Raw genomic sequence first — 15,677 nt, forward strand, 5'->3', positions numbered from 1 at the left:
GCCGGGGCGCCGGGGCATCGGCGCGCTCGACAGCGGCGACCGGCGCCGTGGAGCCGTCGGGCAGCAGCAGGGCGGCGGGCACCGCGATCCCGCCGGCGGCCAGGACGATCCAGGTCAGGGGATGCCAGCTCACACCGCCCCTCCCGGCCGGTAGCCATAGACGTCGAAGGTGACGGACAGGACGGGGTCCGCTGCCAGATCCTCGGCCCGGATCTGCAGCGCGTCGACGAACAGGCTCGGCTGCCCGGCCTCAAGCGCGTGGAGGATGCGCTGCAGCGGCCCGATCCCGGTCGACAGCGACACCCGCAGCCCGATGCGCTGATACGCCCCCTCTGCCCGCGCCGGCAGCACCAGAGCGTTGTCGATCTGCGCCTCCGACCGGGCGGCGATGTCGGCGACCAGGCGCTGCAGCTCGGCGCCGCTGATCGCCACGCCGGCGCCGCCGAGGAAGCGCTCGCCCTGCCCCAGCCCCGCCTTCAGCGTATCGCGCCGGGCAGCAAGATCGGGCCGGGTGGCGGCGACCGCCTCGAAGCGAGACGCTGTGTCGGCCAGCGCCTCGGCTTCGGCGTCGGCCCGCCACAGGGCGGACAGGGCGACGCCGAGCCCGGCGAGCGGGATCGCGACCAGAGCGATCAGCAGGGCCAGGGCCAGCCAGCGCGTCGGGAACCGGGCCATGCTCAGGGCTCCAGCCGCGGCTCGATGCGGGCACCGACGCTGAACCGGTCGCGGCCGGTCTCGCGGTCGCGCGTGCTCGGGGCCAGGAAGCGGGTATCGGCGAACCGGCCCGAGCCTTCGAGCACGCCGATCAGAGCGGAGGCATCCGTCGCGCTGCCGCCGGCGCGCAGCGCCGTGTCCGCGATCGACAGATCGGTCAGCCAGACATCGTCGGGCAGCAGCCGGCTCACGGATTCCAGCACGATCGACGCCACCGGGACGGACCGGCGCTTTTCGTCGAGGAAGCGCTGGCTGTCCGACAGTTCGGGGATCTCCTGCCGCAGCCGCCCCACCTCCTCCGCCGCCGGCCGCGCAGCCGCGATCCGCATCTGCAGCGCCGCGATCTCCTGGCCGCGCTGCCAGCTCTGCCAGCCGATCCATCCGCCGGCACCGACCGCCGCGAGGGCGAACAGGGCGGCGACGGCCAGCGCCGCGCGCCGCAGCCGGCGGCGCCCCGCCGCAGCGCGGTCCTCGCCAGGCGGGAGCAGGATGCGCTTGCCGCCGGGACCGTCCAGCTCGATCGCTGCGATCGGCACGTCGAGGCCGGCCAGGGCGCGCCGGGCCGGTTCGACCGCGGTGTCCGGCACCACGGTCAGTTCGACCTCGATCTTGCGTCCGCCTTCCGTGCGGCGCAGCATCTGGGCGGAGAGCCACACTTCGTCGCCGCGCCAAGGCATCAGCCGGTCCATCTCCCGCCGCAGCAGATCCGGCAGGGATGACAACGCCGCGGCTGGGAGCGCCAGCTCTCGTGACAGGCCGGCCTCGGGCGACAGGCGCAGCACGACCGGACTCCACCGGTTCCGCGCAGCCCAGTCGGCCAGGCTCCGAACCTTGGCACCGACCTCCACCACCCAACCATGTCCGGTCGGCCTTGCGATCGGCAGCCGGTGGCGCGGACCGATGGTGCCCGTCAACCGCTGGGGCAGAAAGCCCACCAGCTCGCCGAGCCACCATGCGAGGATGCGGCCCCAGGACCGGTGCAGCATGTGAAACGGCGACGACTGCGACATGGCTCAGCCTGAAAAAGGCCTGGATCAGGCGCGGAGACTATTCCTCCATAGAAGTAGAAGGACGGCGCCGCTGGCAAGCGCCATCGCCGATGCTGCCGGCAAGCCCAGAGGAGAAGCGCCTCCGGCCCCTCCCGCGGGAGAGGCAAGATACGTCCGCGCTTTATGGGTTGAGATCGCGGCGCGAAGTAACTGGATCGAGAGGCCGCGACGCGGGATGTTGGGTTCGAATCGCGGGATCGACCAAGGGGACGGGGTCTGTGAAGGACGGGGTCGAGTTCCTGAAGGCGCACGATATCGTGGTGCATCCGCGCTACCGCCACCTGATCGACGAGCTGGCGCTGTACAGCTACCGCACCGACCCGAAGACCGGTGAGATCCCGTCCGAACTGGATGACCGCGAGAACCATGCGGTTGATGCCCTGCGCTATGCTATCGAGGGGCTCAGGCGCGGTGGCTATGACAGCTCGATAAAGTTGGTCGGACGGGTCTCGCCGAGATGGCGGTGACAGCCCCGGGGGACATGACGGCGCATGTGGTCTTTCCGAGGTTTCCAAACATGTCGCTCAGCGCGGCGATGGGCGGACGTAGACTTTGTACGACGGGAAACTGCGGGCGGATTTCCTGGTCTCGTCGGCATTGGGCCTCCGATCGCCCATGTCACCCGAATTCTTCTGACTTAGCTCACTGCAGTTCCAGCGAACGCCCGGCCATGACAATTTGATGTAGATTCACCGTATTGATCAAGAAACTGCGGATATCTTGTAAATTGAAATAGTCAAAAACTCAGGATTCTCCATCAGCGGTTCGACAATGTTTTCTTTTGCTAAATTTAAATATTCCTCCCTCAGCCGAATTGAATCTTCGACACTATCTAACAGACAATAATTATTCAATCTTTCTTTGAAAGAGTCAAAATTCTCAGGACTAACGCAAGGCCCTTCTGCAATTATAGACCATTCTCTATGCGCCATCTCATCAAAACCAAGAAACGATATATCACCGTCAATTTCGAAGTAATCAAGAATTTCACCGAACAGATCACCCGCTTTCTCCACGGATACCGCGATTATCTCATTTCTTTCCGGAAAACTATCAAAAACTTTCTTTGCCAGAGAAAACTCCGGTATTGCCCGAATCCCAAACCGCGACAAGCTGCTGCTGCCTAAAGCCTCCATGAGATCCTTTACCAGAAGATCACGGGACCCATTGTAGTAAAGAAGCTCAACATCCTCCCATGGGAGACGATCAATTCCGCGATATTTCTTTCCAGCAAATTGCTTTGGTTCTTCACCACTGGCTTTCGTTGCCATATCTGGCTGTCGGACAACCATGTATCCATTTATTCGAACCACAATACATCTCCTAGCGCGGCGTGACACCAGGCTCCACGGGGACATGCCCTCCTCGGCCTGCTCCCGGTACGTGAATATGTTCTTGTCCCCCCCCACCTTTCCAGTTGGAAGGAGACTGAACATCTCCCGGCTTGGCTCTTACTCCAGGATATCCAGTTTCGTCAGCCCAATCGAGCACCGTGTCTGCATCTTCCTTGCTCAGCCGCTTGCGCCCACCAAGCGTGACCTCGTCGACCAAACCCTTGAGCGCCTCCTGATCGGGCGTCATCGCACCAGCCGGTGGCTGCGCTTGCGGTTGTGGCTGCGCTTGCGGCTGTGGCTGCGCTTGCGGTTTTGGCTGCTCGCCTTCATCAGTCGATCCACTATCCGTGGATAGAACTGCGCCCTGTGGCGTAGCGGCTTGTCGCGTCAGATATGCCGCAACGGCGCGCTTGTGAAGATCGGCATCTGCATTGTCAAAAGCCCCGTTTGGAAGAGCATTTGGATCCGGCTGTTTCACGGGGGCATCGCTGGCTAATGTAACGATACCAGCAGAGATGGCTGTACGAACCGCGATCGTCGCAACGAATCTCCCAACTGCAGGTCCCCAGACGGGGGCTGTGTCAATGGCAAGCGCAAAGCCATAAACAATAGCTGGAGCGATGTGGCCGCTCGGATCGCTCTTATTGATCGGATCATTGAAGGCGTACGCATACCGGTTGGTCCCCACCCCCGACAGGTTCGGATCCCACCAGTCCGGCGAAATGAACCGTCCGATCGCCGGGTCGTAGTAGCGGGCGTTGAGGTAGACCAGGTCGACCTCGGGGTCTTCCCGCTCGCCGATGTAGCCCTTCGTCTCCTCGGTCGTCCCCGTCGCCGCCGGCGTCTGCGTGCGCTCGCCATAGGGCGTGTAGGTCGAAAACTCCTCGTACCCCCCGTTTCGGTTGGTCACCATCCGGACCGTGTTCAGGCCGTCGCGGTGCAGATAATAGGTCGCCACGGCAGCGCCGCTGCCGACCCGCTTCACATCTGGATGCGGGTACTTCGTCCAGGTCTCACGCTCACTCCAGGTGGTGCTGGTGCAGGTGATATCGATCTTTCGCTCGAGATCCGGACCGAAGCTGTCCACCACGGGGAGATGTGCTCCCGCCGGGCAACCAGCGACCGGCGGAAGAACCTTCCTCCAGCGCGTCCCGTCCGGGCCGTACTGGAACCTGACAACCGATGTTCCCGTGGCGGCGGACTTTGTAACCGAAATGGGCCGGTTCTCGCCGTCCCATTCGAAAACCCGCTCCGTGTTCGGTCCCTTGCTGAGATTCCCGACAGCGTCCCACTCGTACGTGTTACCTCCGACGCCCTTCGGCGCATGCGGTCGCGTCGGTTGGCTCGGATCAGTCGATATGGCTGGATAGATGTAAATTTGGTCCACCCCGAGGGCAGTCCGTTTGGTCATCCGCCCGGCCCAATCGTACACAAATCGCTCTGTGCGAGCGGCGTTGTTAGAAACCGCGTCAGTCAGGCGGAACATGCCGTCATAGGTGTAGGTCCAGCTCTCCGCGGTGGTCCCGTTGGAAATGTTGGCCGTGGAGATCAGGCCTGTCTTAGCATCGTGGCCATAGCGGGCATAAAACCGCGTCGTCGAAGAACCTCCTGAGCCAGGCTGGGTCGTCGTGCGGTCGACGAGCCAAAGCCGTCTGGGGTCGTAGGTGTTGGTCGTGGTGACGCCGCCGTTCGTGTTCGCGTCAATGGCGTAGTACGTCGTCAGCGGCTGGCCCGACGCGTTGTAGGTAAAAGCCACGAAACCCGGGATTTCTCTGAGGCGCCCGGCTGCGTCATAGCGCCAGCGGCCATCCGTCCCGCTCGTCCCGATTTGCCCGATCTGGTCTCTGTCCGGATAGCTGCGCCCCAGCACCCGGCCGCCCGCGTCATACTCGGTGGTAGCGGTGAGGGTTCCCGTCGGGTCCGGCTGGGTGGTGCAGGGGATCGCCTTGGTCGCGCTGCTTGCCCCCTCCGGCCACAGCGTCCATCTCTGTCGCACCATCCGGCCGGCAAGGTCGTAATCCGAGCACAGGCGGCCGACGGCATTCACCTGGCGCACCAGTTGCCCCTTGTTCCAATTTCCCGATCCCACTATGGCGCCATCGTAGAAATAATCGGTGACCTGCCCTCCCGTCGCCGGCTCACCGTTCTTCCGCACGCGCTTGCGGGTCACCCGGCTGAGCGCGTCGTAGGTGAGGCTGATCACCGTGCCTTGATAGTCCGTCTGCCGCACCAATCGGTCGGCGGCATCGTACTGGTATATCGAAGGCCCGAGATCCGGGTCCCATACGGATATCCGCCGGCCCAGCGTGTCGTATTTGTAGACCCACAACGCCTTGATCGGGTCTTCGATCTTGATGAGCTGGTCCGCCGCGTCCCACGTGAAGGTCGTGTTCACCTGGGTGCCGTCCTCCTTGTACTGCTCGGTCGCGCGCACCCGGCCGAAGGCGTCATAGCGCGTCGCCGAGATCTTCCGTCGATCCGGCAGCGGATCGAATGTCGCCTCCCAACGGAACGACTCAACGCCGGGATTGAAACCGTACTCCATGACATAGGTCCGGTTGTCCGGCAGGGTCCGGGCGATCTGCCGGTCCAGCGCATCGAACTGATACGTTGTTTGAGGTGCAGGATTCGCCGGGGAATAGTCGCTGGAATAGTACGGTACAGCCTCCCTTATGAGATTGCCGCGGCCGTCATACTCCTTATCGACAACGATCGTCTTTCCATCCGGACCGTCAGACCAGGTGTGCCGGACCCGACCAAGTCCGTCGAATTGGCTGCGGCTGCTGATGAAATCCTGGCCGGCCGGGCCGAGTCGCCGGCTTTCGATCTTCTGTTCCGCAGGATTGCCGACGTTCAGATACAGCCATTGTTCATAGTCGCCGCCGGGCTTGAGCAGCTTAGTCGGCCGGCACAGCCCGTCGTAGAACCACGTCGAGACCTGGCCCTTCACGTCCGTCGTCGTCAAGGTCTTCTGGCACACTGGGTGGACGCTGGCTTCGGTGATCTGTGGGGGAGCTGATGACCCTGTCTGCCGAACCACTCGCACCGGATAGAGATGGAACTTGTCGTCATACGTGGTTTGAGTGTAGATGACCTGGTCCGACCTGGCTCTCTGGGCCGCCGTGATCTGGTTGCCCAAGCTGTCATACGTGAAATATCGCCCCAACCAGCGACCGTTTGAACCGAAGAGCCCTCGCAGCTCGGTCGTCAAGTCGCCTTTTGTGGGCGCCTTATTGTAGTCGGACTGAAGATCGTAGACGAACAGGGTCTGCCTGACGATGGTGCCGCCGCTGTCGTGAAGCACCCTATTGGCGGGACGGTCGACAATGTACTGGCCATATTTGATGGGCGGAACGAACCAGGTCTGCGTGACTCGGTCATCGAGCAGGACATCTGCGGGATTGGGAATGTTGGGATTGTTGTAAGGATTGGGAACATGGTGCCCGAGCTCCTTCAGCTTGGTCACGTTACCGTAGATGTCGAATTCCCTCTCGGTTCGCTTATAATTGTATGTGGAATTCTCCTTGCTGGTGTTCCAGTCGACAAGAGCGACCGTGCTTGAAATGTTAACTGATTTATACGGCATCCGCACGCTGTCGTTGCGCGGCGTCTCCTTGTATTCCTCCCGTTCCTCCCGCAGCAGCGCGGTCGTATTGCTGGAGCCAGCATAATAGCTGATCTTCTTCACCTTGCCCGCGGACGCCACGGTCTGCATGAAGTCATACTGGACACCTGGCGGAACCCAGGGTCCAGTTCTACTGCCCGGCCGCACGACGAAGGCGCTGGAGAAGCCGAGAAAGCGTCGCTCGCTCGCGTCCCAGCGGCCGCCGGTATAACTGAAGGTGGTCTGGTCTTGCGGTCCGACGCCATCCCATTGCTTCACCCAGCGAACGGTCTGCTGCACGAAAGGCAGGTTGACGTTGCTGAAGCGCTGTTGATCCGATGACGGGGTATAGCCGATCCAGGTCTGACCGCCGATCGGGTTCTTGATCCACGTCAGAAGGTCGGGAACAACCGACTGCAGACCCCGCCCTACCGGCGAGTACATGATGGTCAGGGTCTTGTTATTCCGGCGGACGATGTCTGCCTTGCCGTCACCGTTGAAGTCGGCGACCCCCTCGACCCCATCGGTGAAATTCAGGATGCCCTGGGGAGCCTCCCATTTCTGCCAATAGCCGCCGCCCCGCGACAGCAGGATGGCCGCATGCCGGTTGCTCCCGAACACCCCGTCCACGAGGTTGCTGACCAGGATGTCGGACCGGCCGTCGCCGTCGAAGTCTCCGGAGAACAAGCCGCAATTCTCGTTCAGGCAGCGCTTCTCACCAAAATAATACTCGGAATATTTCGCCAGCTTGTGGCCGTACGAATTTGAACTAGAGAGCGTAACCCGACCCGCGTTGTCGAAGAACAAATTGGCAATATCGGTGGCGCCGTCCCCGTTGAAATCGCCCTGCGTACCGGCGTAGCGCCAGCCGCTCGCCATGACGTTCTCCGCCGTCCTCTCCATGTAGAACCGGCTGCCGGTCCGATGCTCCAGCACTGCCGAACCAGTGCCGTCCACCCTGACCTTCGAAACCACCAACTCCTGTCGGCCGTTGCCGTTCAGGTCGGGCGCCGCGATGACTTTCTCGTCATCGCCGATGGTGAGAGTAATGGGCGTCGAGGCAAAGCCTCCGGTGGCCTTCCAATACCAGACCTTCCGCTTCGTATATGGATGGGGGGCGCCGTTGTTTTCAGCGGTGACGACGAACTCCACCCGACCATCGCCGTCGACATCCGCCAGTACGACGTCGCTGCCGTCGACCCGATCCTCATCGCAATCGAACGGATCGGTGCGGCTACAGTATTTCTCGGGATTAGCGATATCGAACCCATACATTCCATACCACATTCCGGAACTAGACCAATTCGATATATAAACAACGACCTTTTTACCGGAAATATGAGCGATATCGGCTTTGCCATCACCATTAAAATCGCCGGTTCGATAGCTATAATTCTTGCCCTTTCCAGGCTTGTCACCCGGGTCACAAATGTCGTCGTCGAGCGCCTGGACGGGCGGCGCATTATTCACCTGCAGAACATCCTGCTCGTCTTCTCCGGTCGGCCACACGCGCACGGAGAGTCGAACGCTGATGAGGCATCTGCGAATGTCATCGGTGTCGTCGTCGGCGACGTTTTTCTCCACCCGCTCGAGCACGGTTACCACGTCCTGCCGGGCGTCGCCGTTCAGGTCCGCATAGGTGGGACTCAGATTGCCGTTCCAGTCGATTGTGGTGCTGTGCGGCTCGAACCAGATAGGCGATTCGCGGACGTCTATATCGGCATAGCTGAAGTTCCACAGCAGCGAATCGACGTTGTTGCTCCCGACCTGCTTCACCGACTTCAGCCTCGCAAGCCCGGTCGCTCTGCTGGTGTCGTATTGCAGGACATAGCTCCGCTGGATCGAACCGCCGACAGAAACCGCGATGCGATCCAGCCTCTGGTCCATGTAAGCCAACCCGTTGCCGATGGCTCGCGTCTGGGTGGTGGCGCCTTTGTATCGAAGGAACTCGATCTTGATGCCGTTGTAGGTCACCTCTGTCGGCCAGCAGACCGGTACCGTCGGGCAATAATAGCTGTAGTTTACCCTGTTGCCGTGGGGGTCCTCGACGGAGGTGAGCAACCACCGGAAGCGGGTGTCTGCCAGTTCCTGTTCGTTCGCGGTGATCGCCTGCGCAGCCAGCGACAAAGTCCTGGTCTCGACCGGCACTGTCTCGGAGACTTCGCCGGTCGGTTCGACAGGCTCGGTCTGGTCGGGGACGACCACGTCATCCTCGACAACCCACGCGGCCTCCCCGGCCGGCTCGTCTTCCACCACCTCCTGCATCGTCGGATCGCCGAGACCCGGACCCGGCTCGACGCCGATCACCGGACCAGTTTCGCCGATGGTTTCCGGCTCAACTTCTGCGACTGGCGGCGATTCCGGGACTTCCTCTAGGGATGCGCTGGTTATTGCCTCACCACTGGTTGCCTCGGTCGCCGCTGAGACTTCCGTTGACGCCGCCGCAGCCGCCGGGCCCACTGTGCCCACTTTCACGTGGCTGTAGACCCACTCAGTACCGTCGGGATCCTTTACCAGCCACTGATTGTTGGGCGCGTCACGCGTGATCCGGCGGTAGCTTTCGATCCGGGTGGCGTGGGTGCCTCCGGCAACGCAGCTGGGCGCCCAGTCCCACCAAGGATCGGCGCAGGCGATCAGCTCTTGTCCGTCCAGCAGGAAGACGTCGGACTCGTGAAGACCCGCGACACCCTTGACCGGAGACGCCCGCACCACATCCGGCAAGCCGGCCACCCGCCAGCCGGTCCCGACGAACCCGCCGTAAAGTCCACCAGCTTTCATGCCCTGGCTGGAATCGTAGACGAGGCTCAGCTTCGGCTCGAGGCCCCGGAATTCCGGGACCTGGATCGGCACCTCGGTGGTGTAGCTGCCGTTGAAGGACGCCGGCGCCGGCGCATTGGCCAGCACCGGCAAGGACAGCATCTTCATGGCCGGGTCGTCCGACGGCGTCCCCGCCGCATCGGCGACCGCGACCGCAGCGGCCGCTGGTTCCTCGGTGGCGGCGTCAGGCTCGGCTTCGACCGTCTCGGGTTCCGGCGAAGCCGGCGCCTCCGCTGCTGGCGCCTCGTCCGACGGGATCAATGCCTCCGGCCCCGTCGACTCTGGTACGGGCGCTTCGTCCTGAGCCCGGACGACCGGTGCCCCCGACAGCGCCGCCAGCACCAGCAGCGACACCGAAACCGCACGCACCTTGCACCATGCCGGGCGCACGACTGCACCCGACCAGAACCGAACATCCGCCCGCATGATCTCTCCCCCACCCGCGCGCTACAGCGACGCCTTGCTCCGGGTCGCCTGCTCTCAGGGCAGGATCAGGCCGGATCGGCTTGGCTGAGCGTTCGTCATCGTTTCGAGGCTATCCGCATATCGCCACCGGCCCTGTGGCCGAGGTGGCACTCCTCAATCGCTCACTGGTCTGGGACTGACGCCATTGTCACAATCTCCCCGGCCCGGCATCGTCTGCCGATGCCCGTAAAAATGAGGTTGTATCGAGCTTGTGCCGACTGCCCTCCCCGCGGGCGTCGGTCCAATGTCAGATGAACATGAATAAAAGTTTAATCGCAGTCCGAGATCGTGCGCAAGCCACCCCCGCAAATATTCCTGATATGGCTCCGAACGCGGCCGTCCTTCATTTCGAGAGCACAGCGACGGCCCGGCGGCGCGCATGTCGGGGCGCCCCGTCTCGGGGTCGAACAGCGCAGGCGAGGCGTGCCACGTGATCGACCGTCCGCCTCCCCTGCCCCACCGGTGCGTGGCGTCGTATCGGTCGAACGACCATGCCCCGGCCAGGGCTGCAGCGAACTGGTTCGCCGGCGCTTCGCTCGCCAATCGAGCTGACTACCCGCGTTCAACAACTCGGGACCTGCGGGACAAGCCCTACAACCTGAAGGAGCCGCCGATGGCGTCTGATCCGCCCTGTCGATCGGCGCGCCCTTGCTGTCGAGGCCGCCGACGCGGCGCCATCCTGGTCGTCACCGGCCCGGTCATCCCCTCGCTTGCCGCGCAATAAGCTTTCCAATGCGCGATAATCGCCATTATCGCGCATTGCACTAATAGCATTCGGCCCCCGGGATCGCATGTCCCCTATCGTGCGGAGCGGCCATTCAGCGACCTTAGGTGCAACTTCCGCTTTCCGCCCCAAGCCGACCTACATCACGGGTACCAAGCGTCAGATTTCATCCACCAGGAACTGGCCTTGGTTGGCTTGGCGGCATGCAGCCGGGGCACGTCGGTCAGGCCGGTTTCGTTGGGCGCCAGCTCAATCCCACGCCGCTCCAGCGCACTCTCACGCCAGCCGAGATCTGGCCTGCCCGTGCCGGCTCCCGCAAGGCCGAGCCTGCCCGTGCGCCGCTGCTCCATCAGGATCTAGGCCCAGCGGTCCACCTGACCGGCCCGGACATCGGCCAGACGGCGCTTGGCCTCGCTTCCGGCGATCTCCTGTCGGGTGATCCGCAGCGGGCCGGGATCGCTCATCTCCCGCTTCGCCCTGTACGACAGATGCAGGCAGCCAGTAGAATCCGGTCTTAGGCTCAAGCTTTGGGTCACGCGGATACATGATCCTGACCCCGCACACGTCGGACGGCTCGTCCGGCTTCCGGATCTGGCCATCCACGAGATCACCGATAGGCTAGGGATGGATTTTCCCCGCCCGGCGCCACTGCTTACGCAGCCTGGGCGGCACCTTGGATAGCCGAAGGGCTGTGAAAGCGCAGCTTACTCGAAGGCCGCGTCCAGCGTTCGATCGCGCTCCGCCAAACCTGCGGCCTGAGCGGAGCGCCGGACAACGGCCTGCTTGAGGGCGGCCAGTTCCGCGTCCATTTCCTCGATCGTCATCTCATGGGTCTCCTTGGCCGGCGTGTCGGCAAGATCTGCCTGCAGGCGCGGCACCGGCCTGAAGGTTTGCTTCCCTCGTCCGGACGCTTCGTCAACGGATGGACCAGCGGATCCTTCTCCCCCTGCCGATCCCTCGACAGACGCCGGGTGCAGTCCCTGTTGATGCCAGGCATCGGCTCATCGCGCAGGATGGACTTACGCGGGTCGCCTTGGATGTGCACAAGCAACTGATAGATGCCATCGATCGAGTCGACCGGCACCTGGCGGACTGAGAACCACGCGGCATGGCCATAGGGTACGATGGCGATACCGCCGTTCCCGTCCGGCCTGATCCGCTTGGCCTGGACCTGGTGCGAATACCCGCTGTACAGAACCGACACCGCATCGCGATCGCCACCGGTCACCGTAGCGTCAGGCTGCATGGACCGACTATCGATTGGCGGGGCGGTCGAGCCGCGCCGCCGCCACGAAAGCATCGATATCCACCCTGGCGACCATCACCCGGCGTCGCCCCACCAGGACGGTGCGGATGCGCCCGTCTTCGATCATGCGGCGCAAGGTCCGCAGGCTGATGCCACCAAGCATCTCCGCCGTAACGGACAGATCGTGAAGCACAGGACCGGGCGACGCCGCACACTTGGCACGCCTCTTCATCACATGGCATCCAAAGTCACGAAGACTCCGAGAACAATCATGCACGACAGTTCGACAATCAAGTATTTTAAAAGCAATGTTAAATCGTTTCGCGTATTGCTATTGTATTGCGGTCCGCTATAAGGAAGCCGCATTTATCGGTAGATTTTATTTCAGCCACATGAATCGACTGGCGATCTCTGGCGATTTCTGACGACGAGCATCGGAATTCTCGAATTCCGCCGAGCCAAAAAATTTTGTATCGGTGGTCGGCACAAGGTTATGGCGCCGCGATGGACTATCCCCCAGGGGTCAGGGCGGATTCCGCCCGGAAGAGCTGGGGTGCGATGCCCACCCATCGAGGCTGACGTTTGTGAACGGACCGGATCTGCCGCGATCGAATCCCAGCAGCCATGCGGCAATTTGGCGGCAAAAACGACAAAGCCCCGCGCGAAGCGAGGCTAAGTTATTGAAATCGTTGGCGACCCCTACGGGATTCGAACCCGTGTTACCGCCGTGAAAGGGCGGTGTCCTAGGCCTCTAGACGAAGGGGTCGGCGCGGCGCAGAGACCTAACCGCAGCGGCCGCGGAAATCAAGCGCTTTCCGCCCCCCAGAGCGGCGCCACATCCTCGATGAACAGCTGCACCCGGACATTGCCGTTCCAGCGGTCCAGCCGCAGCGTGCCGGCGACATGCAGCAGCGCGTCGCGGCGCAGCAGCGCCTGGCCCACCGGCTGGTCGGCGCAGCGGAAGGCGATCGCGCGCAGCCGGCCGCCATCGGGCCCGACCAGGGTGCAAGCGACATGGCCGCCGCCGCCGACGACCGACGCCGCCACCACCCGCACCCGCGGCAGGGCGAAGCGCGGCTCCGGGTTGCCGGCGCCGTAGGGGCCGAGCCGGCACAGCGTCTCCGCCAGCTCGACCGTCGCCGCCTCGACCACTAGCGTGCCGTCGAGCTCGACCAGCGGCACCATCGGCTCCCCGGGCTGCGCCGCGACCTGGCCGTCGATATGCTCCGTGAGATAGGCGCGGAGCTCGGCCACCCGCTCCTGCCGTACGGTGAAGCCCGCCGCCATGCGGTGGCCCCCACCCGAAAGCAGCAGGCCGGCCTGGCGTGCCGCGATCACCGCGGCGCCGAGATCGACCCCGGGGACCGAGCGGCCGGACGCCTTGCCGATGCCGCCCTCGACGCCGACGACGCAGGACGGACGGCCGTAGCGCTCACGCAGCCGGCCGGCGACGATGCCGACCACGCCCGGGTGCCAGCCTTCGCCCGCGATCACGATCACCGGTCCCGAGTCCGAGGCTTCGACCTGAGCGATCGCCGCCGCCATCACCTCGGCCTCGACCGTCTTGCGGTCGACATTGTGCTCGTCCAAGAGGGCCGCGATCCGCGCCGCCTCGGCCTTGTCCTCGGTGGCCAGCAGCCGGGCGCCGAGATCGGCCCGGCCGATGCGGCCGCCGGCATTGATCCGCGGGCCCAGGATGTAGCCGGCGTGATAGGCGTCGACCGTCTCGGTCACCCGCGCCACATCGGCCAGGGCGGCCAGGCCGGTGTTGCGGCGCTGCGCCATCACCTTCAGCCCCTGCCCCACCAGCGCCCGGTTCAGCCCGGTCAGCGGCACCACGTCGCAGATGGTGCCGAGCGCCACCAGGTCGAGCAGCGCCATCAGGTCCGGCTCTGCCCGCCCACCTCCACTTGAGGATGCGAACACGCCCGCCTGGCGCAGCGTGCGGTTCAGCGCCACCAGCGTCAGGAAGGTGACGCCGCAGGCGGCAAGCTGGCCGAGGCCGGGATCCTGGTCCAGCCGGTTCGGATTGACCACCGCCGACACCTTGGGCAGCCGCGGCTCGGCCGTGTGGTGGTCGATCACCACGACGTCGAGGCCCGAGGCGGCGGCGCCTTCCAGCGCGTCGAAGGCGGTGGTGCCGCAATCGACCGTGATCACCAGCCCGGCGCCGCCCGAGCGCAGCTTCTCCAGCGCCTGGGCGTTCGGGCCATAGCCCTCGGCGATGCGGTCGGGGATGTGGATCTGGGGCTCGACCCCGACCGCGCGCAAGTAGCGGGTCATCAGCGCGGTCGAGGTGGCGCCGTCGACATCGTAGTCGCCGAACACGGCGATGCCCTCGCCGCCGGTCACCGCCCGGGCGATGCGTTCGGCCGCGCGATCCATGTCGCGCAGCACCGAGGGGTCGGGCAGCAGCGCCCGCAGCGTCGGATTGAGGAAGGCGGGCGCGTCGTCCAGGCCGATTCCGCGCGCCGCCAGCACCCGGGCGACGATCTCCGGCAGGGCGTGGCGCTGCGAGAGGGCCAGCGCCAGCCGGTCGTCGGCGGCGCGGCCGATCCAGCGCGCGCCCTTGGCGGAGCGTTCGACGCCGAACAGCGCCGGCGCGGTCAACGCTCCCGCCTTGTGGTCATCGCCAGCCCCTCCCCGGCCGCCCCCGTCGGCCGCCATCCGCCGGGCTTAGCCGCCGACGAACTCGAACCCGGCCTTGCGGCGGAAATCGTGACGCGCCTCGATGGTCCGGACCGTGCCGCTCTTCGACCGCATCACGATCGAATGGGTGATCGCCCCGCCCGGGATCAAGCGGACGCCGCGCAGCATCGGGCCGGTGGTGACGCCGGTGGCCGCGAACATGACGTCGCCGCCGGCCAGATCCATCAGCCCGTAGACGCGGCTGAAATCCTCGATGCCCTGGCGCTTGGCGCGCTCGCGCTCGTCATCGTTGCGGAACAGCAGGCGGCCCTGCATCTGGCCGCCGATGCAGCGCAGCGCCGAGGCCGCCAGCACGCCCTCGGGCGCGCCGCCGGTGCCGAGATACATGTCGACGCCGGCCTCGGGCGTGGACGTGGCGATGACGCCGGAGACGTCGCCGTCAGAGATCAGCATGATCCGGGCGCCGGCCTCGCGCACCTTGGCGATCAGCTCCTGATGCCGCGGCCGGTCCAGCACGCAGACCACGAGGTCGGACACCGAGACCCGCTTGGCCAGCGCCAGCGCCTTCAGGTTCTGCGCCGGGGTCGAGTCGATGTCGATCAGGTCCTTCGGCAGGTCGCCGCCGACCGCGATCTTGTCCATGTAGACATCGGGCGCCTTCAGGAAGCCGCCCTTGTTGGCCATGGCGATGACCGCCAGCGCGTTCGGGCCGCCCTTGGCGGTGATGGTGGTGCCTTCCAGCGGGTCCAGCGCGATGTCGATCTCCGGCCCGTCGCCGGCGCCGACCTTCTCGCCGATATAGAGCATCGGCGCCTCGTCGCGCTCGCCCTCGCCGATCACCACCTCGCCCTCGATGGCCAGGCTGTTCAGCGCCTGGCGCATCGCATCGACCGCCGCCTGGTCCGCCTGGCGCTCGTCGCCGCGGCCCATCAGCCGCGACGCGGAGAGGGCTGCGGCTTCCGTCACCCGCACCACCTCGAGCGCGAGATTGCGGTCCATCGCCTGGGACTTGGTTTCCGGCCGTTTCATCGTCTCTCCGATCCTCTCGGTCTCGTCTCCGCCGCATCCGGCCCTT

At 64.5% G+C, this 15,677-nt stretch carries 9 protein-coding genes and 1 tRNA gene; 1 reads left to right on the forward strand and 9 read right to left on the reverse strand.

Going from position 1 to position 15,677, the window contains the following annotated elements; translation table 11 throughout:
- Positions 1-129: 129 nt before the first annotated feature.
- Together gspM and AB4Z01_RS26515 are read right to left on the reverse strand one after the other, a co-directional pair.
- Complete coding sequence (gene gspM, locus AB4Z01_RS26510; RefSeq protein ID WP_441698865.1) at positions 130-675, reverse strand: type II secretion system protein GspM; 546 nt, start codon at positions 673-675, stop codon at positions 130-132.
- A gap of 2 nt (positions 676-677) precedes the next feature.
- The gene (locus AB4Z01_RS26515; RefSeq protein ID WP_441698866.1) at positions 678-1,724 is read right to left on the reverse strand and encodes a PilN domain-containing protein; all 1,047 of its coding nucleotides are present in this window, start codon (positions 1,722-1,724) and stop codon (positions 678-680) included.
- 89 nt (positions 1,725-1,813) lie between these two features.
- Between AB4Z01_RS26515 and AB4Z01_RS26520 the strand changes: the two genes are divergently transcribed.
- On the forward strand, positions 1,814-2,230 hold the full coding sequence (locus AB4Z01_RS26520; protein WP_441698867.1) for a terminase large subunit: 417 nt from the start codon (positions 1,814-1,816) through the stop codon (positions 2,228-2,230).
- 234 nt (positions 2,231-2,464) lie between these two features.
- On the opposite strand, the gene AB4Z01_RS26525 is transcribed toward AB4Z01_RS26520, so the two are convergent.
- The 7 genes from AB4Z01_RS26525 to glpX form a co-directional block, all read right to left on the reverse strand.
- Entirely contained in the window at positions 2,465-3,034 is a 570-nt protein-coding gene (locus tag AB4Z01_RS26525) for a hypothetical protein (RefSeq protein WP_441698868.1), read from the reverse strand.
- A 52-nt stretch (positions 3,035-3,086) separates the two neighbouring features.
- Positions 3,087-9,944 (reverse strand): FG-GAP-like repeat-containing protein, encoded by a 6,858-nt coding sequence (locus AB4Z01_RS26530; RefSeq protein WP_441698869.1) that lies wholly within the window; start codon positions 9,942-9,944, stop codon positions 3,087-3,089.
- Between the two features lie 1,583 nt (positions 9,945-11,527).
- On the reverse strand, positions 11,528-11,953 hold the full coding sequence (locus AB4Z01_RS26535) for a hypothetical protein (protein ID WP_441698870.1): 426 nt from the start codon (positions 11,951-11,953) through the stop codon (positions 11,528-11,530).
- Positions 11,954-11,960: 7 nt separating this feature from the next.
- Positions 11,961-12,185, reverse strand: a complete 225-nt coding sequence (locus AB4Z01_RS26540) for a helix-turn-helix domain-containing protein (protein ID WP_441698871.1) — start codon at positions 12,183-12,185, stop codon at positions 11,961-11,963.
- A gap of 458 nt (positions 12,186-12,643) precedes the next feature.
- A tRNA-Glu gene (locus AB4Z01_RS26545) sits at positions 12,644-12,719 on the reverse strand.
- 38 nt (positions 12,720-12,757) lie between these two features.
- Positions 12,758-14,563, reverse strand: coding sequence for a single-stranded-DNA-specific exonuclease RecJ (gene recJ / locus AB4Z01_RS26550; protein WP_441698872.1), 1,806 nt, complete (start codon positions 14,561-14,563; stop codon positions 12,758-12,760).
- A 66-nt stretch (positions 14,564-14,629) separates the two neighbouring features.
- Entirely contained in the window at positions 14,630-15,601 is a 972-nt protein-coding gene (glpX, locus tag AB4Z01_RS26555; protein WP_441698896.1) for a class II fructose-bisphosphatase, read from the reverse strand.
- Positions 15,602-15,677 lie beyond the last annotated feature (76 nt).

The sequence above is a fragment of the Inquilinus sp. YAF38 genome (assembly GCF_052113205.1).
Classification (GTDB): domain Bacteria; phylum Pseudomonadota; class Alphaproteobacteria; order DSM-16000; family Inquilinaceae; genus Inquilinus.

What these genes read in the sequence shown, in the direction of transcription:
- gspM (WP_441698865.1), bottom strand. Translation starts at nt 675, where the DNA reads ATGGCCCGGTTCCCGACGCGCTGGCTGGCCCTGGCCCTGCTGATCGCT.
- AB4Z01_RS26515 (WP_441698866.1), bottom strand. Translation starts at nt 1,724, where the DNA reads ATGTCGCAGTCGTCGCCGTTTCACATGCTGCACCGGTCCTGGGGCCGC.
- AB4Z01_RS26520 (WP_441698867.1), top strand. Translation starts at nt 1,814, where the DNA reads ATGCTGCCGGCAAGCCCAGAGGAGAAGCGCCTCCGGCCCCTCCCGCGG.
- AB4Z01_RS26525 (WP_441698868.1), bottom strand. Translation starts at nt 3,034, where the DNA reads ATGGCAACGAAAGCCAGTGGTGAAGAACCAAAGCAATTTGCTGGAAAG.
- AB4Z01_RS26530 (WP_441698869.1), bottom strand. Translation starts at nt 9,944, where the DNA reads ATGCGGGCGGATGTTCGGTTCTGGTCGGGTGCAGTCGTGCGCCCGGCA.
- AB4Z01_RS26535 (WP_441698870.1), bottom strand. Translation starts at nt 11,953, where the DNA reads ATGCAGCCTGACGCTACGGTGACCGGTGGCGATCGCGATGCGGTGTCG.
- AB4Z01_RS26540 (WP_441698871.1), bottom strand. Translation starts at nt 12,185, where the DNA reads ATGAAGAGGCGTGCCAAGTGTGCGGCGTCGCCCGGTCCTGTGCTTCAC.
- glpX (WP_441698896.1), bottom strand. Translation starts at nt 15,601, where the DNA reads ATGGACCGCAATCTCGCGCTCGAGGTGGTGCGGGTGACGGAAGCCGCA.